General features: G+C 43.4%; 25 protein-coding genes. 7 read left to right on the top strand and 18 right to left on the bottom strand.

The window, feature by feature from the left end; all coding sequences use genetic code 11:
- Positions 1-165 precede the first annotated feature (165 nt).
- A complete protein-coding gene (locus LKO28_RS01285; RefSeq protein WP_227692706.1) occupies positions 166-330 on the top strand; it encodes a hypothetical protein in 165 nt (54 codons plus the stop codon).
- 670 nt (positions 331-1000) lie between these two features.
- Here LKO28_RS01285 and coaD read toward each other — a convergent pair.
- From coaD to LKO28_RS01270, 3 genes are read right to left on the bottom strand one after another with little or no spacing between them, the layout of a single operon-like run.
- Positions 1001-1483 carry a pantetheine-phosphate adenylyltransferase gene (coaD, locus tag LKO28_RS01280; protein ID WP_227692704.1) on the bottom strand — a complete coding sequence of 161 codons (483 nt, stop codon included), beginning with the start codon at positions 1481-1483 and terminating at the stop codon, positions 1001-1003.
- Positions 1484-1502: 19 nt separating this feature from the next.
- Positions 1503-2042, bottom strand: a complete 540-nt coding sequence (rsmD, locus tag LKO28_RS01275; RefSeq protein WP_227692703.1) for a 16S rRNA (guanine(966)-N(2))-methyltransferase RsmD — start codon at positions 2040-2042, stop codon at positions 1503-1505.
- A complete protein-coding gene (locus tag LKO28_RS01270; protein ID WP_227692702.1) occupies positions 2030-2827 on the bottom strand; it encodes a DUF3822 family protein in 798 nt (265 codons plus the stop codon). The genes rsmD and LKO28_RS01270 overlap by 13 nt, the downstream gene beginning before the upstream one ends.
- Positions 2828-2903: 76 nt before the next feature.
- Between LKO28_RS01270 and LKO28_RS01265 the strand changes: the two genes are divergently transcribed.
- Positions 2904-4328, top strand: coding sequence for an ATP-dependent RecD-like DNA helicase (locus tag LKO28_RS01265; protein WP_227692701.1), 1425 nt, complete (start codon positions 2904-2906; stop codon positions 4326-4328).
- Positions 4329-4375: 47 nt separating this feature from the next.
- On the opposite strand, the gene ruvB is transcribed toward LKO28_RS01265, so the two are convergent.
- The 9 genes from ruvB to LKO28_RS01220 all read right to left on the bottom strand — a co-directional run bounded on the left by ruvB (position 4376) and on the right by LKO28_RS01220 (position 13545).
- Complete coding sequence (gene ruvB / locus LKO28_RS01260; RefSeq protein ID WP_227692700.1) at positions 4376-5398, bottom strand: Holliday junction branch migration DNA helicase RuvB; 1023 nt, start codon at positions 5396-5398, stop codon at positions 4376-4378.
- Between the two features lie 16 nt (positions 5399-5414).
- The gene (locus LKO28_RS01255) at positions 5415-6140 is read right to left on the bottom strand and encodes a polyprenol monophosphomannose synthase (RefSeq protein WP_227692699.1); all 726 of its coding nucleotides are present in this window, start codon (positions 6138-6140) and stop codon (positions 5415-5417) included.
- A gap of 243 nt (positions 6141-6383) precedes the next feature.
- Positions 6384-7967, bottom strand: a complete 1584-nt coding sequence (locus tag LKO28_RS01250) for a peptide MFS transporter (protein WP_227692698.1) — start codon at positions 7965-7967, stop codon at positions 6384-6386.
- A 176-nt stretch (positions 7968-8143) separates the two neighbouring features.
- Complete coding sequence (locus tag LKO28_RS01245) at positions 8144-8872, bottom strand: (Fe-S)-binding protein (RefSeq protein ID WP_227692697.1); 729 nt, start codon at positions 8870-8872, stop codon at positions 8144-8146.
- Positions 8869-10176, bottom strand: coding sequence for an MFS transporter (locus LKO28_RS01240; protein ID WP_227692696.1), 1308 nt, complete (start codon positions 10174-10176; stop codon positions 8869-8871). Before LKO28_RS01240 ends, LKO28_RS01245 begins: the two co-directional genes overlap by 4 nt.
- A gap of 39 nt (positions 10177-10215) precedes the next feature.
- Entirely contained in the window at positions 10216-11523 is a 1308-nt protein-coding gene (locus LKO28_RS01235) for a D-alanyl-D-alanine carboxypeptidase/D-alanyl-D-alanine-endopeptidase (RefSeq protein WP_227692695.1), read from the bottom strand.
- The gene (locus LKO28_RS01230; RefSeq protein ID WP_227692694.1) at positions 11510-12211 is read right to left on the bottom strand and encodes a ThuA domain-containing protein; all 702 of its coding nucleotides are present in this window, start codon (positions 12209-12211) and stop codon (positions 11510-11512) included. The genes LKO28_RS01235 and LKO28_RS01230 overlap by 14 nt, the downstream gene beginning before the upstream one ends.
- Positions 12212-12231: 20 nt before the next feature.
- Positions 12232-13305: a 3-dehydroquinate synthase gene (gene aroB, locus LKO28_RS01225; protein WP_227692693.1), complete on the bottom strand. Its 1074-nt coding sequence runs from the start codon at positions 13303-13305 to the stop codon at positions 12232-12234.
- A 33-nt stretch (positions 13306-13338) separates the two neighbouring features.
- Positions 13339-13545 carry an RNA-binding S4 domain-containing protein gene (locus LKO28_RS01220; RefSeq protein ID WP_227692692.1) on the bottom strand — a complete coding sequence of 69 codons (207 nt, stop codon included), beginning with the start codon at positions 13543-13545 and terminating at the stop codon, positions 13339-13341.
- A 179-nt stretch (positions 13546-13724) separates the two neighbouring features.
- Between LKO28_RS01220 and LKO28_RS01215 the strand changes: the two genes are divergently transcribed.
- Positions 13725-14918, top strand: a complete 1194-nt coding sequence (locus LKO28_RS01215; protein ID WP_227692691.1) for a proline dehydrogenase family protein — start codon at positions 13725-13727, stop codon at positions 14916-14918.
- A 33-nt stretch (positions 14919-14951) separates the two neighbouring features.
- The gene (locus LKO28_RS01210; RefSeq protein WP_227692690.1) at positions 14952-15566 is read left to right on the top strand and encodes an HAD family hydrolase; all 615 of its coding nucleotides are present in this window, start codon (positions 14952-14954) and stop codon (positions 15564-15566) included.
- Positions 15567-15587: 21 nt separating this feature from the next.
- On the opposite strand, the gene LKO28_RS01205 is transcribed toward LKO28_RS01210, so the two are convergent.
- Both LKO28_RS01205 and LKO28_RS01200 read right to left on the bottom strand, forming a co-directional pair.
- Positions 15588-16901 carry an outer membrane beta-barrel protein gene (locus LKO28_RS01205; RefSeq protein ID WP_227692689.1) on the bottom strand — a complete coding sequence of 438 codons (1314 nt, stop codon included), beginning with the start codon at positions 16899-16901 and terminating at the stop codon, positions 15588-15590.
- A gap of 12 nt (positions 16902-16913) precedes the next feature.
- Positions 16914-17525 carry an RNA polymerase sigma factor gene (locus LKO28_RS01200; protein ID WP_227692688.1) on the bottom strand — a complete coding sequence of 204 codons (612 nt, stop codon included), beginning with the start codon at positions 17523-17525 and terminating at the stop codon, positions 16914-16916.
- Between the two features lie 283 nt (positions 17526-17808).
- On the opposite strand from LKO28_RS01200, the gene LKO28_RS01195 reads away from it, so the two are divergent.
- Complete coding sequence (locus LKO28_RS01195; protein ID WP_227692687.1) at positions 17809-18669, top strand: universal stress protein; 861 nt, start codon at positions 17809-17811, stop codon at positions 18667-18669.
- On the opposite strand, the gene cmk is transcribed toward LKO28_RS01195, so the two are convergent.
- The 3 genes from cmk to topA are packed head-to-tail and all read right to left on the bottom strand — an operon-like array spanning position 18666 to position 22147.
- Complete coding sequence (gene cmk, locus LKO28_RS01190) at positions 18666-19349, bottom strand: (d)CMP kinase (protein WP_227692686.1); 684 nt, start codon at positions 19347-19349, stop codon at positions 18666-18668. The genes LKO28_RS01195 and cmk overlap by 4 nt on opposite strands.
- Positions 19349-19762 (bottom strand): hypothetical protein, encoded by a 414-nt coding sequence (locus LKO28_RS01185; protein WP_227692685.1) that lies wholly within the window; start codon positions 19760-19762, stop codon positions 19349-19351. The genes cmk and LKO28_RS01185 overlap by 1 nt, the downstream gene beginning before the upstream one ends.
- A gap of 6 nt (positions 19763-19768) precedes the next feature.
- Positions 19769-22147 (bottom strand): type I DNA topoisomerase, encoded by a 2379-nt coding sequence (gene topA, locus LKO28_RS01180; protein WP_227692684.1) that lies wholly within the window; start codon positions 22145-22147, stop codon positions 19769-19771.
- Between the two features lie 263 nt (positions 22148-22410).
- On the opposite strand from topA, the gene LKO28_RS01175 reads away from it, so the two are divergent.
- Positions 22411-23445 carry a L,D-transpeptidase gene (locus LKO28_RS01175; protein WP_227692683.1) on the top strand — a complete coding sequence of 345 codons (1035 nt, stop codon included), beginning with the start codon at positions 22411-22413 and terminating at the stop codon, positions 23443-23445.
- Positions 23446-23517: 72 nt separating this feature from the next.
- Positions 23518-24288, top strand: a complete 771-nt coding sequence (locus LKO28_RS01170) for a murein L,D-transpeptidase catalytic domain family protein (protein ID WP_227692682.1) — start codon at positions 23518-23520, stop codon at positions 24286-24288.
- Positions 24289-24391: 103 nt separating this feature from the next.
- On the opposite strand, the gene rny is transcribed toward LKO28_RS01170, so the two are convergent.
- The gene (rny, locus tag LKO28_RS01165) at positions 24392-25951 is read right to left on the bottom strand and encodes a ribonuclease Y (RefSeq protein ID WP_227692681.1); all 1560 of its coding nucleotides are present in this window, start codon (positions 25949-25951) and stop codon (positions 24392-24394) included.
- Positions 25952-26299 lie beyond the last annotated feature (348 nt).

The following is a 26299-nucleotide window of genomic DNA, read 5'->3' as shown; positions in this document are numbered from 1 at the left end:
CGCTGTGCACCAAATCTCGTGGAATTTCCCTGCCCCTGTCAAATTTTCGGTGCAAATATAGAAAGGCGGTCTGACCAACTTGGGGTCTGTGCGTGCATATTGTTCCGCACAAGGGCATATTTTCTTTGCACTTTTAGTCACCTCGCGCCAAAATTCGTCGAAAAAATGCGTCTATTCGTCAGAAATGCAGTTCATGAGGTGAGTAGCTCCTTACCGTTACGTATACGTGATGGACGAAAACGTCTGCGTGATCGTTCTGTAGCTATACGTTATGATCCAAAAGGTAGACGTGCTGCGCCAAATCATATCGCCTATCGGATAAAACGCTGACAGAAACGCGAGAAACTTATACGAGACGGCGTAATCGTTATACCGTATGGTGCACAAAGTATATGTTCCGCCGCATAAGCTATAAGCTGCGGCGTAAAAGTGATACACTACAGGAGAAACGTCATACCTGACGCTGCCATAGTCATACATAATGAGACAGCAGCGATACCTGTACAGTGATCACTTATACGCCAGCAATAATCACAAATGCTGCAGCCGTAAACCCTTATGCGCCCAAAGTGTTCACAGATACAGCAGCACGGATCACTTATACGCCGTAAGTGATCACAAATACGACAATAGTGAACACGTGCACGCCAGCAGTGATCACTTATGCTCCGAAGGTGGCCACAAATAGCGCGACAGTAAACACATACACGCCAGCAGTGATTACTTATGCGCTGTAAGTGATCACGAATACGGCAACAGTGAACACTTGTATGCCAGCAGTGATTACTTATGCGCTGTAAGTGATCACAAATAGTGCGATTGTAAACACTTGCAGGCCAGAATTGATCACTTGTACGCCAACATTAATTACAAATAGCGCGAAAGTAAACACTTGCGTTCCAGAAGTGATCACCAACAGTCCAAAAGTGTTTACGTCTTCCGTCGTGTTACGTAACTAAATACAATGATTTAAGACATCGGTCTTTAGCAAGGAGACAAACTAGCCTGGATGTGATGAGCCTGTAATATATTTTAAAACCGCCTTGGGTACCAATGCGGATACATCGCCCTGATGATGTAAAATATCACGGACGATCGTCGAAGATATATGTGCTAGTCCTGATTGGGCCATTAAAAAATAGGTTTCTATTTCTGGGTCGAGTAAAAGGTTATTCTGGGCAATAGCATTTTCAAATTCGAAATCTGTCGTATTCCGTAAACCGCGCAACAGGTACTGGGCGCCTATTTCCTTACAAAACTCGACGGTAAGCCCCGAAAACTGGGTCACCACTACTCTTTCATTAGCATCAAATAAGGTCGCAATAGCCTCCACCCGATCTTCGAAAGGCATCAATCCTTTTTTAGAACTATTTACGCCCACGGCAATTACCACTTTATCAAACAACGATAAACCCCGCTCAACGATATTTTGATGGGCAAACGTAAACGGATCAAATGATCCGGCAAAAACAGCTGTCTTCATATCCAATCCGATTAAAGGTTTAAGACTCTAGTTTATAAAAGCTAAACGAAGAATATCCATATTTTCGGGTTTCTACATAAAATGGAGATTCATCCATTTTTCGTACAGAAGGATGCTCAACCACCAGGGTTCCGCTGGGCTTCAACAAGCTTTTTTCCAAAATCAGGTTAGCCAATTGTGGTAAAGCGGGCAGATCGTAGGGCGGGTCGGCAAAAATAAAGTCATACTGGTTTTTACACGTTCCGATATATTTCAGTACGTCCGCTTTTCGCGTATCAATAACCTCGATGTTAAGTTTCTTTGCCGCCTCTTTAATAAATTGCAAGCATTTGAAGTGAATATCGACCGCCTCGACCGTTCGAGCACCCCGTGAAGCTAGTTCGAAACTGATATTACCCGTTCCGGCAAAAAGATCCAAACAGTCACATTCGTCTAGCTCAATCCGATTATCCAGTATATTGAATAGCGCTTCCTTGGCGATATCCGTCGTGGGGCGGACAGGCAAATTAGCTGGCGGGGATAAGCGCAGGCCCCCATATTTTCCACCTATGATACGCATACAGAACCATCGGCTATGAAATTCAACTTACGGACTTCGCGCTGTACCTCTTCATCGTCCGCATGTAGATCTGTGCGCGCATGCATAAACTCCGTCCGATTTGCGAAGTGAGCAAGCGCCTCGCTATAGGCATGTTCTGAATCGATACCCGAGATCAATAGCTTATGTACCTTGATATGCAAGTCAAAAGCCTGACAGGTAGTCAACACAAAATAGTTTAAATCGTCTACGTGTTGGAAGTCGAATATATTATAAAACAAAAACTGTCCGTTTTTAAAAGCGTAAAGCGCTACCTGCGTATTGTTGAAATGTGCCCCTAACACTTCGCCTTGCATCGGAATATATCCTTGTACCTCTTCTAGGATCACTTGGAAATCAGTCACAAATTTAGCATGCGGAAAGATCGTATGCCAACGGTTGTATAACAACAGATCGTATTGGTAACAAGCTGTTACGCCTAAATTATCTAAAGGGTAAATTTGTGTCCGGTCCGCGTGATTGTCCAGTAAAAACTCCTGATATAACGCTTGGTGCTCTACTTGATAAACTTCGGTCGGAATAAACACTAAACTCTGCACGGGCAAACTGACAAATACATGCTGAAACGGTAAGCCCAACAGCTTGATCGCTTCGGCGTCTGGTTCGTTGGATGGATAGCGATACATAGCCTGGACCTGATTGGATTCATCCACAACGATCAAGGTGTCTTCTAAAAAATCGGCTTTAACGAACAGTTTATACTGTGGTATATAATGTAAATGAAAATTCTTTGATGTGTATTTCATACGCTGGGTTGTTGCAGTCCCTCAACAAAATTAGCTTTTCAAATCGATATGACCAACCTTTTGCATAACTTTGATCATGCATATCCAGAACCTGCTTGTCCAACAGTTTGTATGGCCACCTACCGAACAGCAGCGGGAGGCTTTTTCACGTTTAGACGAGTTCCTGACTACTTTTCGTACCGATACCTGCTTCCTGTTAAAGGGATATGCGGGTACGGGGAAGACAACGATCATCAGTGCATTGGTGAAGATGCTACCCACGCTACAGAAAAGATCTGTCCTCCTAGCGCCTACAGGGCGTGCCGCCAAAGTCATGCGATACTATTCGGGAAGAAAGGCGTTGACCATCCATAAAAAAATATATCGCAAAAAAACGGCTGCAACGCTCGAACTGGATTTCACCTTAGCAGAAAATCTACATGAAAACACCTTGTTTATTGTAGATGAGTCTTCTATGATATCCGATTCCGGCGAGCAATTTTTCTCCCGGAGCTTATTGGACGATTTGATTCGCTATGTGCAATCCGGCGAAAACTGCTGCCTGTTGTTTGTCGGAGACACCGCACAGCTACCACCGGTGGGCATGTTGGAAAGCCCCGCGCTAGATCCGAATTACCTCGAAGCGAATTATCACCTACGGGTTTTTCACTATGAGCTCCGGGAGGTGGTACGACAGCAAAAGGCTTCCGGTATATTGTACAATGCAACCAAAGTGCGGGATGATATTGATTTGGAAAAGCAGGAAGCTAGTCTACCATTTCCGCAATTCCATACCAAGGGATTCACGGATATTTTCCGGATGAATGGTGATCGGCTGCTGGAGGGCTTACATTATAGCTATGATCGTTTTGACATCGAAAACACCATCGTTATCTGCCGATCCAATAAATCTGCAAACTTATATAACCAGCATATTCGGAATCAAATACTCTTTCGCGACGAAGAAATTACGGGTGGCGACCTCGTCATGGTCGTACGCAACAACTATTATTGGCTACAGCAACACGACGAGAAAAATACGGGCTTCATCGCCAACGGAGATTTGGCAAAAGTGCGGAAGGTGGGTAACATACATGATCAACATGGTTTCCGCTTTGCGGATATATCCCTCGAATTTGTAGACGATGATGAGCTGGAACCGGTTGTATGCCGGGTATTGCTCGATAGCTTACATGTGGATGCGGCTAACATGCCCCGTGAACAACAGCAGCAATTATATGAATCGATCGCTTTGGATTATGCGGATATACCAACTCGAAAAGATCGCTTAGAGGCTATCAAAAAAGACCCTTATTACAATGCTTTACAGATTAAGTTTGCTTATGCCATTACCTGTCACAAAGCACAGGGAGGGCAATGGCCTTGTGTATTTGTCGATCAAGGCTATTTAAACGATGAGATGCTCAACACGGAGTTTCTGCGCTGGCTCTATACCGCGATCACCCGCGCTACCGAACAATTATTTTTGGTGAACTTCAATCCTAAGTTTTATGGTGAATAATGTTTTTAAGGGGCCAGCACAGCTAAAAGGGTTTGGACGAGGATGGTTTAAAACAAGGTATTTCCTTTATGGAATGTATTTCGTCCTAGGTGTTTAAAGGCCAGTTCGGTACATTCGCGGCCCCGGGATGTACGCATGAGATAGCCTTCTTGAATCAAGAACGGTTCGTACACTTCTTCGATCGTTCCTTCATCCTCACCGACTGCTGTAGCGATTGTTTTTAATCCGACGGGCCCGCCTTTGAATTTATCAATGATTGTTGTCAGAATCCGATTATCCATTTCGTCCAGTCCGTTTTCGTCAACGTTCAACGCATTCAACGCGTACTGTGCGATAGCTTTATCAACCGAGCCGTTCCCCTTAATTTGCGCAAAATCCCGTGTTCTGCGTAATAAGGCATTAGCGATTCGAGGGGTACCCCGACTTCTTCGCGCTATCTCATAAGCGCCTTCTTCTGTGATCGGTGTATTTAAAATATGAGCAGACCTTAACGTTATTGTAGTCAACAGCTTAGCGTCATAGTACTGAAGTCGTGAATTAATACCAAATCGGGCACGTAAAGGCGCCGTTAATAAGCCGGATCGGGTCGTTGCACCAATAAGGGTAAAAGGATTTAAGGAAATTTGTACCGAGCGGGCATTGGGACCAGTTTCCAGCATAATATCAATCTTAAAATCCTCCATAGCGGAGTAAAGATATTCTTCAACTAGCGGGCTTAATCGGTGAATTTCGTCGATAAATAATACATCGCCTTCTTCCAGATTCGTCAGCAAACCGGCTAGATCACCCGGTTTATCTAAAACAGGTCCAGAGGTAATCTTAATATTCACGCCCATTTCGTTGGCGATAATATGTGATAATGTGGTTTTACCTAATCCGGGAGGGCCATGCAGCAATACATGATCTAGGGCTTCGCTACGCAGTTTTGCTGCTTTAACAAAAATAGAGAGGTTTTCTAGAATTTTCGCCTGTCCTGTAAAATCCTCAAAAACCTGCGGACGTAACGCCCTTTCTATATCTCTATCAACAGGATTTAGCTTTTCTGGATTGGGATCAAGATACTCATTCATATATACGCGAAGTTAACTATTTATATTTCTTAAACCAACTCTCGACTTTGAGCTGTATAACGCCGAAAAATGCTTCTCTGAATATGTGTGTACTCATTTTAGAAACGCCCTCGGTGCGATCGGTAAATATAATAGGGACTTCGACGAGTTTGAACCCGTATTTGATGGCCGTAAATTTCATTTCGATCTGGAAAGCGTAACCGATAAACCTAATGTTGTCCAAGGGAATCGTTTCCAATACTTTCCGTGAAAAGCATACGAAGCCGGCCGTGGCATCTTGAATGGGGATACGCATAATAAGTCGCACATACGCGGAGGCAAAATACGACATTAGCACCCGGCTCATGGGCCAGTTTACGACGTTAACGCCTTTGATATAGCGCGAACCGATTGCCATATCAGCTCCCTCCAAACATGCCTGACGTAAGCGAAGTAAGTCTTCAGGATTGTGACTAAAATCCGCATCCATCTCGTAAACATAGCTATAGTGCCGTTGCAGTGCCCACCGGAATCCATGAATATAGGCAGTTCCCAACCCCAGTTTCCCAGTCCTTTCCTCCATAAATAGACGATCGGGATATTCCTGCTGGAGTGCTTTAACAATACCCGCAGTACCATCCGGTGATCCGTCATCAACGATCAGAACATCAAAAGGAACACCCAAGGAAAAAACCTTTCGGATGATTTTCGCTATATTTTCCTTTTCGTTATAGGTCGGAATAATAACTAAACTGTCGGTCACCTGTTATAAAAATTTAAGATTTGCACTAATCCTCTTTTAAGCTTGAAGGTCACATCCGGATATCTGAAGACTAAACGATTCTACCGTATCCACTATATTAAGATTTGCACTAATCCCCCCTTAAGATTAAAGGTCGCATCCGGATATTTGAGGTATGTAGAAACTCATCCTTAGTACAATCCATGATCTCAAATATCCGAAGCGACGATTTTTTCATTCTTTTTTTTTAAAAAAAAAGAAATATTAGTTAATCCCATGCATCATCTTCTTCAACATCGGATTAAACAGCAATAACAAGACGGCAACAAGCATCGGAATAGCAGCTATGATATAGAAGAATACCGACATCGAATAGGTTTGTGATATCTTGTCAATATAAGACCCTGTCATACCGGCAATAAAGTTGGCAATGGCAGAGGCGGTAAACCAGAGTCCGAAGAGTAAGCCTGCTAATTTCTTGGGCGAGAGCTTACTTACGTAAGACAAGCCTACAGGCGATAAACATAATTCGCCTGTGGTATGGAAAAAATACGCTAGTATAAGCCAAATCATGCTAACAGACGCCGTTGTAGCGCCCTGAGGTATACTGCTTGCACCGAAGGCCAAAGCAATAAAGCCGATGCCTACTAAAAGTAGCCCCATGGCAAATTTCACCGGTCCGGAAGGATTCCATACTTTTTCCCACATTTTACTGAAGGAAGAAGCTAAGGTAATTATAAAGAAGGAATTCAAAATCTGGAACCAGGAAACGGTTACTTCGGTTTGCTCTGCGCTAAATTCACGATATACTTTCCATATACCGAGGCCCCAAATGATGGCAAAAGATAGTGCCGTAAAGAAAATCGTTAAAGGATAGGTTTTAGCAATCTTTTTTGCCAGACTATAGAGTACCCAAGTCACGATTATAATTGGAAATATCGTTAGTGCGGCATCGACCCACTTAAAAGTAAGGCCCGCGTTACCCTCTAAAACCCGTTGGGTATAATCTTTGGCAAATATAGACATCGACCCGCCTGCCTGCTCGAATGCGAAGAAAAAGAACAAACTGGCAAACATCAGTACCCCTACTACAATCAGCCGATCACGCACCACATGTTTAGGTGTATCGTCGTCGGTAGCATGCTTTACCTGCTCCTCAAGCTGCGGATTTTTATCGGGTTTTTCGCCGATCACACCGAAAATCTTCTGCGCGAAGAAGAATTGTAGCATACCAAAGAACATAAATACACCCGCTAAACCGAAACCGTAATGCCAACCGATTTTCTCACCGATATAGCCACAAAGCAACATGCCTAAAAATGCACCGGCGTTAATGCCCATATAGAAAATGGTATATCCGGCATCTTTCTTCGAGCTGGTGTCTGGATAAAGTTGCCCGACCATAGAGGAAATATTCGGTTTGAACAGACCGTTTCCTAATATCATGAATACCAAGCCGACGTAAAAAAAGTTCGGCGTAATGGTTTCAAAGGCCATGGAAAGGTGCCCTAGGGTCATAATCAATGCCCCCAAAGTAATCGCCTGACGGTATCCTGTAAGTTTATCGGCAATCATCCCCCCGATCAACGGTGTAAGGTAAACCAATCCGGTGTACCAGGCGTAAAGTTGCATGGCTTCTGCATTTGTCCATCCCCATCCTCCTTTGGCTACTTCTGTAATAAGAAATACGGTCAACAGGGCACGCATCCCGTAGTAACTAAAGCGTTCCCACATTTCTGTAAAAAACAATACAAATAAACTTGCGGGATGGCCCATCACCATTTTACTATCAATGCCCTGCTCGGCCAGGTGATTAACCAGGACTCCGTCTTCTTTCTGTTGATTCATCTCTTCAAAGTTATTATCATAAAAACAAAATTATTAGGCGATTGCCTAATTGATTTTGGCTACTTTGCTACAAAGAAAATAAAAATTCCAGTTTTTCCGGTTATCTCCATTTTTAATTTTGTAAAAAATCGATTACGGCAACCGGTAATTATTCTTTCTCCAGCCTGTCCATTACCTTAAATATTGGCCCATCCGGCAGTCAATACATCCGCAAGGTGTTTGGTTTTGACGGGAAGTTGGTGCTTGTCAATGTAACCCTGTAATTGCAATAGACAGGAGCTATCTGTCGAAATAATATAGTCAGCTTTAACCGCCATGGCATTTTGTACTTTTTGTTCGGCCATCGCTGCCGAAATACCTTCGAATTTTACGGCAAAAGTGCCACCGAATCCGCAACAGGTTTCCTGGTCACGCATCGGAACCACTTCTAGGCCACCTACGTGGGATAGCAGCTGCCGGGGTTCATCTTTAATATTACATTCCCTTAAGGCTGCACACGAATCGTGATACACGGCCCGACCTACTAATTCTGCTCCAAAATAATCTTTTTTGAGCACATTTACTAAAAAGTCACTCAGTTCGTAGATGTTCGATTGTATGGTTCGGCAACGATTATGTACCGTAGAATTGGTGAATAAGTCGTCGTATCCATTTTTAACCATACCGGTACAAGAAGCCGACGGCGACACAATATAATGGTCTTCAGAAAAATCCTCCAGAAATTTCAAACCTATCGTTTTGGCTTCGTCCCAAAACCCTGCGTTATAGGCGGGTTGTCCGCAACAGGTTTGCTTGGGATTGTAAACAACTTCACAACCTGCCTTTTGCAGTAATTTCACTGTACTGAAAGCAGTTTCCGGATAAATCTGATCTACAAAACAGGGTATAAAAAGTTCTACTTTCATAACGTCATCACCTTATTAAATCTTAGCATGCGAAAGAGCAAACCACATCCAATTATAAAAAATACGGAGAGAAATAGAGCAGAATAGCGTATATTATGGGTAAACTGCTCAATTAATCCAAAAGAAAATAGCCCGAGTACAACGGCCAATTTTTCAGTAATATCGTAAAAGCTAAAAAAAGAGGCGGTATCCTTACTATTTTCGGGGAGTAGTTTTGAATAGGTTGAACGCGAAAGCGACTGTATGCCTCCCATTACTAAACCTACTACACATGCCAACATATAAAACTCCATTTCGGTACGGATGAAAAACGCGGAGACGCAGACTCCCATCCAAACCAGAATCACGAGCATCAAAACTTTTATATTGCCAAAAACACCGGAAAGTTTAGACATCAGAAAGGCACCAAATATGGCAACCAATTGTATTAACAATATCGTAATGATTAATTTAGCACTTTCCAGTTGAAGTTCTTTAGCACCAAAGGCAGCGGCAACAATCATGACTGTTTGCACGCCTGCGGCATAAAAGAAATAAGCGGGCAAAAACCGACGAATGCGTTGCATTTTTCGTATGCGCCTCCATACGATACGATACTCGATGATGACCGTACGGAATATTTTCTTAGAGGCTCTGACAGCCGATTTTTTATTCCCGGGGAGGGCAACAAATGGAATCGTAGAGAAGCCGGCCCACCACAAGCCGACGAGCAAAAAGGATAATCGCGGACCAACGGATGGATCGGTAATACCAAACCATGCTGGCTGCAAAATAAAAACCAAGCAAATCATCTGCAGGGTTACACAGCCAACGTACCCATAAGCAAAGCCTTGTGCACTCACTTTATCTTGTTTATCGACGGTAGCGATCTCGGGTAAATAGGAATTATTAAATAGTACTCCGCCAATATAGCCCATGGCTGCTAACCCAAACAATATCACGCCCAGTTCCAGGGTTTCGAGTTTAAAAAAGAATAAGCCCATACAGGCTATTGCTCCAAAATAGGTAAAGAACATCATCATGGTTTTCTTTTTCCCCCTTACATCGGCGTAAGAGGAAACAAAAGGCAGTAGAAGCGCCATGAAAAGATAGGAAAAAGCCAAAGCGAAATTGGAAAGCGCGGTATTGATAATCTCGAATCCAAAAAAGTTAACGAAGTCTCCTTTTTCCGGCGTCTGGGTAATTGCCGTATAATAAGCCGGAAAGATAGTCGACGTAATAACGAGGTTATAAGCAGAGTTCGCCCAGTCGAACATCGACCAAGAGCGAATCAGGCGTTTGTTGTTTTTTTCAATAACACGCATAAATCATAGCGAAGATAGTAAAAAATAGGAATTGCTTACTCAATAATTCTTCCGGATAGCCGTGATAATCCGGGCAACCTCTTGTCGTACGGGGCTTGCAGGTCCGACAAAATTGTTATGAAGAAACGAAAAGGCTAAATGGCGTCCGCTACGTGTCTGGATATAACCACTCAGGCAATACACACCCTTTAGCGTTCCTGTTTTTGCCCATACAAAGGGCACGCCCCTATCTAGCTGGTAAGTATTTTTAAGCGTTCCTTCTCTGCCACCGGCGGCAAATAGGTACCGTAACGCTTGGACATCGGGAACTTCGCCCGCTATCATCAGTAATAACTCGACGATACTCCGTGGGGTCACTTTGTTGTAGGGCGATAAACCGCTTCCATCATACAGATCGATCTGATCGGTAAGGGCGGCATGAAATGCGGCAGCCATGTCTTTTCGTAAACGGACGGTGTTAAACGTGCCGTATCGATGGTTGGCTACGACCATCAAGAGCTGTTCGGCGAGAAAATTGTCACTGACCAACATCATTTCGCGGAGGACGTCGCGCGTAGCTGCACCAAATAAGGTATCTACTTCAGTAGGCTTCGAATACGAGATGATTTCTATCGCTTTACGCAAGGTATCCTGAAGTAATTCTTTAAATAGTGTATCGGTATATCGAAAGGGCTTCTGGGTAACGTAATTTTTCGGAACGCGGTGGCCATTCTGTAAAAATGTGTTACTTGTCCAACTGCGACGAACTTCAAATTTGTTACCACCGGTATCGCCGACAGCTATGCTGGTTTGGAATCGCGCCGGAAATATCCTGAGCTTATTCCCTTCTTCTCGAAAGGTCGCTACATTACCATAGATAGGAAATGTACTGATCTCCGGCTGGTAGTACGCATCGTAATCTTCCATAGCCCAGCCCATGCGATAAAACGGTTCTGTTTCCACCACATCCGCCGCATAATAAAGCTTTTTAGCAGAGCTTGCTAAAAAATGGTACGCTTTACCGACGTCCAACTTAGGATGTAGAAAGGTAGGATCGCCCGTGGACCAAAAAATTAACGAATCCCCCCTTTCGATATAGTGTAAGGCGGGGATCGTGTCTCCTAAGTTTTGAAGTGCGGTAAAAAGGGTGAATATCTTCGTATTGGAGGCGGGTGTAAAATGCTTATCCTCCTGGTGGCCTAGCAAAAATCGGTTGTGACCGATATCATATAGGCTAAATCCAAATACATGATTATTTAGTACAGCTGATTGATCTAACTCTTTTTTGATAAGAGACATATCCTGCGCCATACAGGGCATCATGGAAAGAAAAATAAAAAAGGAAATCAGCCATTTATTCATCTGCATGCTTTAATACGTACTTTACACCACCCACAATATGCTTTTGAAAAGGAATGCTATCGAAAGATTCATCGGTATGCCCAAGTCCGGTATAAAAAGTCCGCCCACCATCAAATTCCCGAAACCACGCTATGGGGTGGAACTTCCCCATGGTTCCGCCTTCATAACTTTGCTCGTCGAGCGTCATCAAAATATGCAAACCAGGTTGTATGTCTCGGAAATCGTACCATTCGTCTTTATGCCACCAAATCGCCGGCAGATGTTTGGTTGAGGGATGTGTGCCGTCAACAATGTCTATTTTGGCGTCTTGCACCTGTGGATGCCGCGTAAAATACCCCCCAACTAGTTCGCCATACCATGGCCATTCAAACTCGGTATCGGATGCAGCGTGTATACCCACAAAGCCTTTACCCGATCGGATAAATTGCTGAAAGGCTGCTTTCTGCTCGTTATCTAATATATTGCCCGTGGTGCTTAAGAATAGGACAGCGCCAAATTGACTTAAACTATCCGTACAGAAATAGCGGGAATCTTCACTGTGTACCACGCTTATACCTTCTCTTTGTAATAATGTGGTAACCGTCGCTACTCCTTTCGGAATGCTTTTATGGCGGAAACCAGCCGTTTTTGTAAAAACCAATACCCGATCTTGGCTGTAACCAACAAAGGTGGGTGCCGAAAGTAGCGTTATCATTATAGTGAGTAAAATAGGTTTCATGATGCTTTTCCGTTTCTGTAAAAATCCAGGCTTTCGATAATCAATTCTTCGGCGATGTAAAGGGTATGATCGCAGGTTCCGATCTCGCTTAATAAGGCAAAGCCTAATCTTTTGCCCTCGTTCTTTTTGTCGTTTTGCATCAAGGCGATGAGTTCGGGATAGATCTCCTCGGAAAACGTATAACGTTCGAAACGATGGTCAAATGCTTCTACGATCGCTGCCATATCGGCGGCCGACAGCCCGTTTGCTTTGTGTGCAATATATGCCTCGCAGATCATGCCTAATGCAATGGCTTCTCCGTGTAATAGCGGATCGGTATCATGCAGTAGCGAGTATCCCTCAATAGCGTGCCCGATGGTGTGTCCGAAATTCAAGATTTTCCGGAGTCCTTTTTCGGTCGGGTCTTCGGTAATGACGGCATTTTTAATTTCCACGGAGCGAAAAACAATATCACTTAAATCATCTTGATCTAAATCCACTATTTTTGTCTTGTAAAACAGATCTTTATCGTAAATCAATCCGTGTTTGATGACTTCGGAAAATCCGGATCGCATCTGCCGTTTATCCAATGTGTCGAGAAATTTTCCGCTGATAAAGACTGCCTGCGGTTGGGTAAAAGTCCCGATAATATTTTTTACGTTGTCCAAATCGATGCCCGTCTTACCGCCAACGGAGGCGTCTACTTGGGAGAGCAGGGTTGTCGGAATCTGGATAAAATCTATCCCCCGCTTATAGGTAGAGGCTGCGAATCCACCCATATCGGTAACCACTCCTCCGCCCAGATTGATCATCAGTGCTTTTCGGTCTGCACCGAAATCCAACATCGTTTTCCAAACGCCAATACAGAAATCAATATTTTTGTTTTCTTCTCCCGGGTCGACTTCAATGATATCGTAATCCGTTATTTCGGAAAGGGCAGCTTGTAAGATGGGTAAACAATGATCGTTGGTATTCCGATCCACCAATACCAAAATCTGGGAATAGTTGCGCGCGGTAATGAACGACGCTAAAGATTCTAAGTTGTCTTCGAAGAATACGTTATAACCAAGACTGGCGATTTGTTTTGTCATGTATTGCGATGTTTGAAATATAAGCGTACTAAATTAAACAATTTTTACTTGCTGTCCATCAAATTCAACGATGTCTCCGACTTTTACTTTCAATCTTTTCCTAAAATCTACCTGCCCGTTATATTTAACTAAGCCTTCTTCGACCACGAACTGGGCCATAGCACCGTGTTCGACCCAATTCATGACCTTTAACAACTGTATCAACTGGATATACTCTCCCTTTAATGAAAATGTTTGCATGGTTATTTTTCTCTATTAAAACGTATGTTTTTGTAAAGATACACTATCGCTACACAAGCCATCATAATATCGGTAAAAAAAAGGATAATTCCCGTTAACGATCCGGCCTTGTCGGCTACCGAAAAGAAACGAATAGCTGGAAATAATTATTTAATTTTGACCATTATTATTTTACGCTCATGATAGGTGCCACGCATTTGGAACAATTAGATTTTAATAATACGGAAATTGCTTTTCGAAATAAATCGGATATGGATTTGGAAAAAGCCTACTGGCTTTTTAAGCTTGTATCAAGCAATACGCTCATCAAAATCGGTACACCATTAACAAATTTTGGTTTAAGAATCGGTCTTCCGCTGGAAGGAATTATTCGCAACACCATTTACAAGCAGTTTTGTGGTGGGGAATCTATCGAGGATTGTGAACCGGCGATGAAGGAGCTAAAGCGCTCCAAGGTAACGACCATTTTGGATTACTCCGTGGAGGGGAAGGCTGCTGAGGGAAGCTTCGATGCGAACTGTGCAGAAATCTTGCGAACGGTGCAATATGCCCGCGGAAACGATCATACTTCGTTTTGTGTTTTTAAACCAAGTGGATTAGGTCGGTTTGACCTGCTGGCAAAAATGGATGCTAAAGAAAGTTTGTCCGCCGCAGAAAAAGCCGAGTTTGGCCGGATTTACGACCGTATAGACCGCATTTGTGAAGCTTGCTTTGCAGCTGGACAGCCGGTACTGATCGATGCAGAACATTCTTGGGTACAGGATACGATTGACGATATCGCTCGGGAGATGATGGAAAAGTATAATAAAGAGGGGGTTATTGTATACAACACGTACCAGCTATACCGTCACGATAAGCTTGCATCGTTACAAGCTGACTTTGCCTATGCGCAGACACAAAACTTTTATCTGGGTGCGAAGATTGTTCGGGGTGCTTACATGGAAATCGAACGGCAGCGCGCCGCAGAAAAAGGCTATCCTTCACCTATTCAACCTAATAAAGAAGCTTGTGACCTGGATTATAACCAGGCTATCACATTCTGTCTAAACCATATTAATCGTATAGGTCTGGTAGCTGGCACCCATAACGAAGACAGCACCGCTCAGTTAGCGCAAGAAATCGTGCAACGGGGTATTTCTCCGAAAAACCCGCATGTCTTCTTTTCGCAATTGTTGGGTATGTCCGACAATCTTTCTTTTAATCTTGCGGAGGCAGGTTTTAATGTGGCTAAATATATGCCTTATGGCCCAGTAAAAGCCGTGATGCCCTATCTGTTCCGTCGGGCACAGGAGAATACTTCGGTAGGTAGTCAGACAAACCGAGAGCTGAGTCTGATCATGAAGGAGAAAGCCCGGAGGAAAGCCATTAAATAGTGTCGCTATCACATTTTTATGTATTTTTGCGGCATGAATGCTGAGTCACTGAAAAAATTCGAAATTTTATTAGAAAAATCGAAACCTTATAAAGCGCTCTTATACGATGTAGACGGAACGCTTGCGAATAATATGGCTGCTCATAAAGCGGCATATGTAGCCGCGGCAGCGGTGCATGGGATCGATAATTTAAACGACGATATCGTACAAGAACTTGCGGGTTGGCCTACGGTTGACGTTGCAGCGGAAATTGGCCGTCGATACGAACGCGATATTGATGTTTTGGCTTTCGCCCGAACTAAATCTGGAATTTTCGTAGACGAGTTTATCCAACAAACGGAACCGATAGACTACGTACTGCAGCACCTCTTAGAACACGTAGGTAAAAAGAAAATCGGCATTGTTTCTGGGGGATCACGCGCTACGGTATCTATTACGCTTGATGTCATTAAAGTGACGGGAAAATTCGAAACCTTGGTATGCGCTGGCGAAACACCAGAAGGTAAACCTTCTCCACAGCCTTTTCTGTTGGCTGCTGAGCAACTCGGCGTCGCGCCAGAAGACTGTCTAGTTTTTGAAGATGGTGACCCGGGTGTACAGGGCGCTATTGCCGCTGGCATGGGTTGGGTGCGTATTGACCAAATATAGCGGGGGATTCGTCTCCCTGCTTTAAAAACTGGTCATAATACGTATGCCCCCGTTAGTGTAATTCATATCGGCGCGTTTAAATTGACCTACCGGCAGTTTTACGAACGGCTCGATCGAAACTTTTAAGGTTTTTCCCATGTTTACACGTCGGCCGATGGAAAAGTTCACAAATCCGCCAAAACCATTATCGATGTTTTCATAAGCACTTGCTTGGGTAGTACTTATCGTGGTCACCGGATTCTCGACAGGTTCTGGTGAGTCGGAAGCGCTGGAATAGGTTGGTATACCAGCAGATTCTTCATAATGATCAAAACGCTCTTGAAACAAAACCGCGGCATAGGAAACCCCTCCTGTTGCATAAAACTCTTTCGTGAGATTATATCGTATTTCTAAAGGGATATCTAGGGTCTGTACCTTGCCTGTAACCGCGTTTAAATTGGGCATAAAGAAGCTATTGGTCCGTAAGGAAGAGGCCTCTTTGGAAATCAGTTTGTCCGTATTCTTTATCGGGGCCGAAGCTTGTTTCATTTCCTCTCCTATTTGCCGCACCTGCGATTGCAGCATCGCGACTTCGTATTGATTAAAGGATGCACCGGTGCGCAGAGCGAGCTTATCATTAAATCGATAAGCGAAAACAAGTCCGCCACCAAGATCAAAACTCCGATCGGTTGTGGAAGGACTTACAAAGGCCCCGAGTTCCAACCGATCGGTAAGACGTACTTTTTTGGGTGATACCTGACGAGCTGCCTCGCTTTGATAAGCAAAATTAGGATTTATTTGTTCACCAGGTATCAAATCATCATCCCATGAAAAGGTGGCAAGTGGTTTTTCTCGCACTGGAACAGACAGCCGCTCTGGTGCTGGGATAGCTGCTACATCGAATGTTTGGCTCCGCCAGGGTGCCTCGTTGGCCGCAGGCAAGTGGACGCGCTCTAGTGCTCCCCTATCCGGTATCGCCGCGACAGACAATGGGCTCTTTGGAATACTTTCGTTCATAGACACCCTCAGATCGGCATTTGCTGCTGTTCGCAACGCTTCATCTTCGGATTCTACCGTAGTCGGAGCGGTAGGCTGATTTAACGGCAAGCGCTGCTGCTGCGATTCCACGACCGTAACAGTATCCGGCGAATCCACCGGATTAAGGAATAGGAACGTAAAACCCGCTAATGCAATAGCAGCGGCTGCTACCCAAGAAAGCGCCCTATATTTCCCTTTTCGAACAGGTTCATATCTGGATTTATAAGCCTCCCAAGCACCCTCTTTATAAGGGAGTTCCTCCGCATTTTTAAGCTCTTCTTTAATAAGCTCTATCAGTTCCTTATTACGCTCTTTCATTTTCTTTCGCCTTTATAAGTGTATATTTTGCGAAACACTAAATTCTTCTATATATAATTTTCGCAGACGCTGTTTAGCCCGCGTGAGGTATGTTCTGGACGTACTTTCGGGAATGTTTAGCATGCTGCCTATTTCTTCGTGTGAATACCCCTCAATTTCAAACAAGTTAAAAATTGAACGTTGAATATCGGGCAAGCGCGTCAGCAGCTTCAGGATGTCTTCTACCCCCAACCGATCCGTCATCACCACCGTATGTACTTGTATATCTTCGGCCGAGGTTTCTTCTAGAAAGCTTGTGGGTTTTCGCGCGCGCAACATATCAATAGACGTATTTACAGCGATCCGGGCCAACCACGAACGAAAAGTCTTCTCCAACGCTTCTTCCTCGGCATGCATTTCAAAAGATCCAATTTTTCTGAATGCTTTCACGAAGCTTTCGTTAACGGCTTCTTCGGCTTCTATCTCTATCGTTATATAACGCAGGACGACCGCCATGACATATCCGTAATATTTTTTGTATACAAACGATTTTCCACGCTCACTTTGATCCACAAAACAGTCTTCCAGAGCCTCACGTAAGGTCAATGGACGTGCCTTCTTCCAATATTGTTGAACAATTTTCACTTAAAACCGTCTGTTCCGGAATGCCAATTTAACGAATTAATTCTCATTTACCTGAACAGCGCGTTCACATGTTGCCATATACCTTTATTTTTTATCTAAACGTGACTTAATCTCGAAATGCTACAGCGGGAGAAAAAGGTATATATACTGCTTTTACAAGACAAGGGTATTCCGCCTTATTGGATTCATCTGCCGCCCGAAAATCGCAGATTATTTCGTATCATCTTCCTTGTAAAAATGGAGGAAATACGCTAACTTGCTATATAATATAAAACTTAGAGTTATGAGAAAGATATTATTCCCCACAGATTTCTCCCACGCCGCAAACAACGCGTTTGTATATGCTATGCATTTAGCGAAGGAGATGGATGCCGGCTTATATGTGGTTAACACGTATATGCAGCCTGTATTATCGGCTACTCATGCCGGACAGCCCGAGCTTGTCCCCGAAGTATATGAGAATTATGAATTACACCAGTTCGAGAATTTTAAAAAGCATACCACGGAGCTGCATAAGATGGCCGCGGATTACAATTTATCGAACGTGCCGCTAACCTTTCTTTTCGAAGAAGGTACGGTCGTAGCAAATGCCCAACGTATTATTGAAAACGAAGGTATTCATCTGGTGGTGATGGGTACAAACCGGGCAGATGGGGTCATTGATAAGATTTTTGGCTCAAACACCTTAGGGGTTATACGGGGGGTGAAGGTACCGGTATTATCGGTTCCAAAGGATGCGAATTACGGGGGAATTAAAGAAATTTTGTTCACGACGCTTTTCCGGGAAAAGGATGAAGCTGCTTTACGTCAGATCATGGAAATCGCGGATAAGTTTGGTGTGAAGGTCAAGTGTGCGCATGTTTTAAAGGAAAGGAACACCGATATTATTGCGATGACTGACCGTTGGCAAAGAATGTTTTCGCACGATAATCTGGAATTTGTATTATTGGATTTAGACCAATCCATCGAGCAAACGTTAAATAAATATATTGAACAGCATCGGGTGGATCTGCTTTGCGTAGTGAAGCGAAATAAAAGCCTCTTGGAAAGGCTATTCAAGTCCAGTATGAGTAATCGGCTCCGCATGCATACCAACACGGCGACGCTGGTATTACAGGAAGGAGATGATCCGGGAGCGTTTTAGCGCTCCCCGGCTCTTTTTGCATATTCCGATAATACGATCTGGAGTTGTTCTGCCGGTGTTAAATGGGTATTGTCAATAACCAAAGCGTCTTCTGCTTGCCGTAGCGGACTTTCTTCGCGCGTACTATCGATATAATCCCGATGGGCTAAATTTTGCTTTACTTCCTCGATCGTTACGGATTCGCCTTTATGCAGGAGTTCGGCCAATCGTCTCTCTGCGCGAACATCGGTACTGGCCGTCATAAATATTTTCAAGTCTGCATCTGGAAATACGGTGGTACCAATATCTCTTCCGTCCATAACGATATTTCGACGCTTGCCTAGGTCTTGTTGTTGCTTGACCAATGCCTGCCGAACGGCTTTAAGAGCACTCACTTCACTTACTTTTTCCGAAATACGCATCATCCGGATCTCTTCCGATACGTCTTCATCGTTCAGCAACACACGTACTTTATCGGCTTCGGGCAGGAAATCAATATGTATATGTGCCAAGGCATTTTCAATATCTTTTGTATTCCCCAGATCTACTTGATTCCGTAAAAAATATAAGGTTACGGCGCGGTACATGGCACCGCTGTCTATGAATACAAACTGGAGTTCCTTTGCCACGGCTTTCGCCACGGTACTTTTTCCACACGATGAAAACCCATCAATCGCGATGATAAAATTCTCTCGTTTCATTATTTGCTTCCTCCTATTATGATGCCGGCCTTATTTACTAACGGAACTTTAATCAGATTTTCGTCTACGATACTTTCAGGTAGGAAGATATATTTCTTATCATAGATCGTCTTATCTATATAATAGCTCAACCAGTATTCGTTAGTCAGACCAAAAACCTGTGGGTCAATTGCTTCTATTTTCCGAGATGTATTGGCTTCGATATCGCCTAAAAAATGCCGCAGTACCGTGGTCTTCACCTCGACACCATCCTTTTCACCATACCCTTTGGATGATACGATAACATTGATCAATGGGAGTTTTTTTTCATTAATTAAATATACATTCCAGACTTTGTCTGAAGGTGTGGCATTTTCTAGCACTATTGCAATGGAAATATCTTCTACAATATTTTCGGGCAGATCTTTCTTCATTCCCCTTTATTTCTTTGATTTTCCTGTGCTTGCTTTCTTTGTTGTCTTTTTAGCTGTAGCCGTTTTAGCGGCAGCTTTAGCTTTGCCTTTTGGATCCGCTTCCGCCCATTTCAGCACATCTTCATAGCTTATTTTGTCTATGTCAGTGCCTTTTGGTATTTTAACGTTCTGCTTACCAAAGCGAATAAAAGGTCCCCATCGTCCGTTTTCGATTTGAGCATCTGGATTTTCGGAGAATACCCGAATAACCTTCTCTTTATCTTTTTGCCGCTTTTCCTGAATAATTTGAATAGCTTCTTCTTCGGTCACATCCATAGGATCCATTCCCTTTGGTAGGGAATAAAATGCACTTGCATGTCGGATATAGGGACCGAATCGGCCGATAGCAACGGTCATCTCTTTTTCTTCGAATAGGCCCACCTTTTTAGGAAGCTTGAACAGATCCATAGCTTCTTCAAACGTGATGGTTTCGATCATCTGGCCTTTGCGTAACGAAGCAAAACGTGGCTTTTCTTCATCGTCAGCCGAACCGATTTGTACCAATGGTCCAAAACGCCCCACCCGAACGCTCACAGGTTTTCCTGTTGCGGGATCAGTTCCCAGATGCCGTTCATGGCTCGCGCGATCAGCATGCTCCAAGGTGTCTTGAATGCCTTTATGGAAAGGTCCGTAAAAGTCCTTCAGCATGATCGTCCAATCTTTACCGCCCTGGGCGATTTCGTCAAATTCTTTCTCTACTTTGGCGGTAAAATTATAATCGATGATATCCCGAAAATGTTCTACCAAAAAATCGTTTACCAACACACCGATATCAGTAGGAAACATTTTCGACCGTTCCGCGCCCGTAATTTCTGTTTTTCTTTCTTCTACGACTTTATCATCTGCAATCTGTAATACGGTATACTGTCTTTCTCTCCCGTCGCGATCTTCTTTGATGACATAACCCCGGTTTTGTATCGTCGAGATCGTAGGTGCATAGGTAGACGGACGGCCGATACCCAATTCTTCTAGTTTCTTAACTAAAGAAGCTTCCGTATAACGGGCAGGTGGACGAGAAAACCGTTCCGTAGCCTGCATGGACTTTAAGCTTAAGCTTTGATTTTTCTCCAATGGAGGTAACAGCGTGTTTTCGCCGCTTTGTTCCACTGTATGATCGGATTCTTCATCCGTAGATTCCATATAGACTTTCAGAAAGCCATCAAATCGCATCACTTCGCCGGTAGCGACCAACTCTTCTTTCCGAGTCGATACGGCTATTTTAGCCGTAGTTTTCTCAAACTCTGCCTCACTCATCTGGGACGCGATGGCACGCTTCCAGATCAATTCATATAAGCGTCGTTCTGCGGGGTCCCCCTCAATCGTATGCTGCGAAAAATAGGTGGGCCGTATAGCCTCATGCGCTTCTTGTGCTCCTGTGGATTTGGTTTTATAACGACGTAACTTATGGTATTTTTCACCATAAGCGTTGACAATTTCTTGCTCTGCCGCCTGAATCGCCGTATCACTCAAGTTCACCGAGTCGGTACGCATATAGGTAATACGCCCAGCTTCATATAACCGCTGTGCTACCTGCATCGTCCTTGCTACTGAGAAACCCAGCTTTCTACTGGCTTCCTGTTGTAATGTCGACGTGGTAAACGGCGCAGCGGGTGAACGTTTTGCAGGTTTCTTTTCGAGGGAACTAACCGTAAATGCTGCTTCAATACTATCGCGTAAAAAGGATTCCGCATCGCTTTTTTGCTCAAAACGTTGCGGCAGCTCGGCTTTAAATTGTTCTTTTCCTTTTCCAGTAGTAAATTGCGCGACAATCTTAAAGCTGGCTTCTGCATTAAATTTATTGATTTCGCGTTCACGTTCTACGATGAGCCTTACTGCAACAGACTGTACGCGGCCAGCAGATAACGATGGCTTCACTTTCTTCCATAACACGGGCGACAGTTCAAAACCGACCAAGCGATCCAGCACGCGGCGAGCTTGCTGTGCATTGACCAAATTATAGTCTATCTTGCGCGGCTCTTCAATAGCACGTATAATCGCAGGTTTGGTTATTTCATGGAAAACTATACGTTTTGTTTTATCCTCATTCAACGCGAGTGTTTCGTATAAATGCCACGAAATAGCCTCTCCCTCCCGGTCTTCATCGGAAGCTAACCAAACGGTCTCTGCCGCTTTGGCTAATTTCTTTAATTCACTGACAACGGCCTTCTTATCGGAAGGAACTTCATATTTTTGTTCAAAGTTATTCGCTACGTCTATCGCATCATCTGTCTTCACCAAATCTCGGATATGACCATAACTGGATTTCACCAGAAAGTCTTTTCCTAAATATCCTTCTATCGTTTTTGCCTTCGCAGGTGACTCTACAATCAGTAAATTTTTTGCCATTTATGTTGAATGATTTCTGCAAATAAAGGGAATTCAAAATGGAATGCCAATAATTTTCATTTATTTTTCTTTCTTATGGCTAATGAGAGATAAACCATTAAATGAAAAAAGAATAAATACGAAGATAAATATTGTTGGTATAATTTGTGTAAGCAATTGGCAAAGAAGCTTAATGAATTATTTATATATTTCTCGGAATAGTAGTTCAAGTAGGTTTCATATCTTTGGAGCAGACACTTATCAGTAAACAGTTAACTCAATACATGAGAGTATATTTTACGTTATCATTTTTAATTTTTGCGACGACCATGTGGTCCTGCAACCGCAACCAACAAATAGAAACAACTGATCCGTTGGCACAACGAAAAGCGGACTCGTTAGAGATGATTCGGAAAGCCGAAGAAAAGGAACGAAAAAGACCGAGAACAGCAGATGATATCAAATTGTCGAAAGATTTTTCTTACGATAAGCATACATTGGAAGAAACTTACCCTTATAAGGATACGACGCGTCAATTTCAGTTGGACAAGATTAAGGAGAAATTGGCTTACGTCGAAAATTTTCAGCGCACACCTGCTTCTTATGCGATTTTGCAAAACCGGAAAAATAAAAACCGGGAAGCGCCCCTAGTAAAGAGTTATCACCGCAATGAATACAAACTAATTTCTGATTCATTAGGTACAGAACGTTATCAAGCGGCTCCGCTATATGTCGTTGGCGAGACAGAGGCGCCGACTATTTATGGCCGAGATGGAGCGCTGGCGAAACTACGGAGTAGCGATACGCTCGTTATGGTGACGGTAGAAGGTGTATCATTTGAAGGGACGTGGGACGTTCCTAAACGTTATATAAAACCCATAGGCGACAGCGTAACCTTTCACCGTATAGCTTTTGTGGACGTAACCCATCAGAATATTCTGACAGCGGAACGTACCGGCGATTGCACCTGGGTAATCCGAAGTATGAATCCTGCCACTTCGGGCGTTCATAAACCTCCGTATGCGCATGAGACGCCTTTAGGTATATTCGTTATTCAGGAAAAGAAAGCAAAAATGTATTATTTGAAAGATGGTACCAACACCATTCAAGGTTATGCACCTTATGCCAGCCGCTTTACTAACGGTGCCTACATACACGGGGTACCGACACAGCGGGTGGATGCGCCCATCATTGAACACAGTTGGTCATTGGGGACGGTTCCGCGGTCGCACATGTGTGTGCGCAATGCCTCCTCACATGCCAAGTTTGTATACGATTGGGCGAAGACTTTTAACGCGTTGGTGATTGTGATTGATTGATGTTTACATTATTTTAACATTTTGAGAATCAAATTAATACTACCTTTGCAGCTGGATTAAATGTTTTTAGCTATGCGTAGTTTAATATTGATGCTGGTGACGTTGTTTTTAGTGAGTTATATACCGACTAAGCAAACAGAACATCCCGCCACAGAAAAATTAGATAATCTTGTATTAAGAAAGGAAGTATTTCCTAAAATTGATGAAACCCGGCTGTTGTATCGTAAAATGAACTTGGAGTTGGTCCTGCAGTACGATGCTTTTGAACAGGCCATGCAGGGTTATCGAACACTGCAGCCCCGACAAGATCATATCTTGACGGTTATCGACTTCACGTTACCATCAACCGAAAAAAGAATGGTTGTGTTGGATATGAAAGACGAAAAGGTATTGTACCATACGATTGTATCACATGGACGAAATTCTGGTGATAAGTATGCGCGCTCCTTTTCAAACCGCCACGGTTCTTACCAGAGCTCATTAGGGTTTTACGAAACAGAGGGCACTTATCAAGGTGGAAATGGCTATTCTTTGGTCCTTAATGGCCTTGAGAAAGGTATTAATGATCAAGCAAAAGCACGCGCAGTAGTGATTCACGGTGCAGATTACTGCAGCGAATCATTTATCAAATCTACGGGTCGGCTAGGGCGAAGCTATGGCTGCCCTGCATTGCCCCGCGAGTTGAATAAACCGATTATCAATACCATCAAGAACGGTACACTCTTGTATATCTATGCCGACAATCCTGAATATATGGCGGCTACCCAAATTGTACGTACTACCGATCAAAGTTTGCTCGCGCAGCATGATACCGACTTAGATAGCTTGGGTACATTGAATTAGAAACTCAATCCGCTCGCTTCATCGAGCAGGATAGAAATAAAAAAAGCTGCCAAAGGCAGCTTTTTTTATTTAATGTTATCAATTCTAATCTAAGATTTCACTTTTATTTCGCGTATGAAACCGATCTCGTTTCCCGAATAACGGTTACTTTGATCTGTCCCGGATACGTCATCTCCGTCTGGATACGGTTTGATATATCCGCTGCTAGAATCTCTGCCTGCGCATCCGAAACTTTCTCTGATTCGACCACGACGCGCAATTCACGGCCTGCTTGAATAGCGAATGTTTTTTCCACTCCAGGATAAGATAGAGCAAGCTCTTCTAGTTCTTTCAAACGCTTAATATAGCTTTCTACCACTTCGCGACGTGCACCAGGACGCGCACCCGAAATCGCATCACATGCCTGAACAACAGGCGAAATCAACGAAGTCATTTCTATTTCATCGTGGTGTGCACCAATAGCATTGCAAACTTCGGGATGTTCTTTATACTTTTCGGCCAATTGCATACCCAAAATAGCGTGTGGCAATTCCGGATTGTCGTCAGGCACTTTTCCGATATCGTGCAGAAGACCTGCCCGTTTCGCGTGTTTTACGTTTAAGCCAAGTTCTGCCGCCATCGTCGCCGCAAAATTGGCAACTTCGCGGGAGTGCTGTAATAAATTTTGTCCATAAGAAGAACGATAGCGCATACGACCGACCATACGCACCAACTCAGGGTGCAAACCGTGAATTCCTAAATCAATTACCGTACGCTCCCCTATTTCAACGATCTCATCCTCAATCTGCGTACGTGTCTTCGCCACCACCTCTTCAATACGTGCCGGGTGTATACGACCATCCGTTACCAGTCTGTGTAAAGACAAACGGGCAATCTCCCGGCGTACCGGATCGAATCCAGATAATATAATCGCTTCCGGAGTATCGTCTACGATAATCTCCACGCCTGTTGCCGCTTCCAAAGCACGGATATTCCGTCCTTCACGACCAATGATACGCCCTTTTATTTCATCATTTTCAATATTGAAAATAGATACCGTATTTTCGATAGCCGATTCTGTTGCTGTACGTTGAATGGTCTGGATAACGACTTTCTTTGCTTCTTTAGAAGCGGTTAACTTCGCTTCATCCACAACATCTTTGATTTGCATAATAGCTTGCGACCGTGCTTCCTCGCGTAGCGAGTTGACCAATTGCTCTCTGGCTTCTTGAGCAGACAGGCCGGCAATTGTTTCCAATTGTTTGATGTGCTGGTTCTTCAGTTGATCTACTTCTTCTGATTTCCGCTCGTTAAGTTCAATCAGATGATCCAGCTTTTTATTTCTATTGTCCAACTCTTGCTTTTCACGATTGATGCTTTCCAGCTTTTGATTCAGCGATTGCTCTTTCTGTCGAATCGTATTCTCTTTTTGCGCCACCGTACTGTTGCGTTGGCTAACTTCTCTCTCATGTTCCGCTTTCAGCTGCAAGAACTTCTCTTTTGCTTCTAGATTACGCTGTTTTTTGTGATGTTCAGCCTGTTTTTCAGCCTCTTTAATAATACTTTCCGCCTTTTCCCGAGCCGCTTGTTCTTGTTTTTTGAAGACCCCTTGCAACAAAAAACGACCAATAACGACACCTATGATAAGCGAAATTATAATCGAAATAATAGTAATTAAATCCATTGTTTATTTATGATATATTTATTTATTATGTATGATTAACTTCGTTAAATTCGCAAGCCCGGTTAACTTCGTTAAGCTCGTCTGGGTTCGCGATTTGTTACTCGTGACTAGGAACTAACCACTGGTTACTGATCACTATTTAAAAAAAAACCGCAATTAAATGTAACAGGTCCCATGTATTATTAAACTTCGATTACACATGATTTGAGCAATTGATCATGACCTAGATGGCTTTCGCAAAATGGTCTACATCTTGTTTTCGCTCGTGATATTGAAGCGTTAAGTTTAAAATAGTGACAACCCGAATTTAATTGCGGCAAATTCGTCGTTATAAGCTCTTAAATAAAG

Source organism: Sphingobacterium sp. FBM7-1 (genome assembly GCF_020687765.1).
In the GTDB taxonomy this organism is placed as follows: domain Bacteria; phylum Bacteroidota; class Bacteroidia; order Sphingobacteriales; family Sphingobacteriaceae; genus Sphingobacterium.
This window is presented reverse-complemented; position numbering and strand designations above follow the sequence as displayed.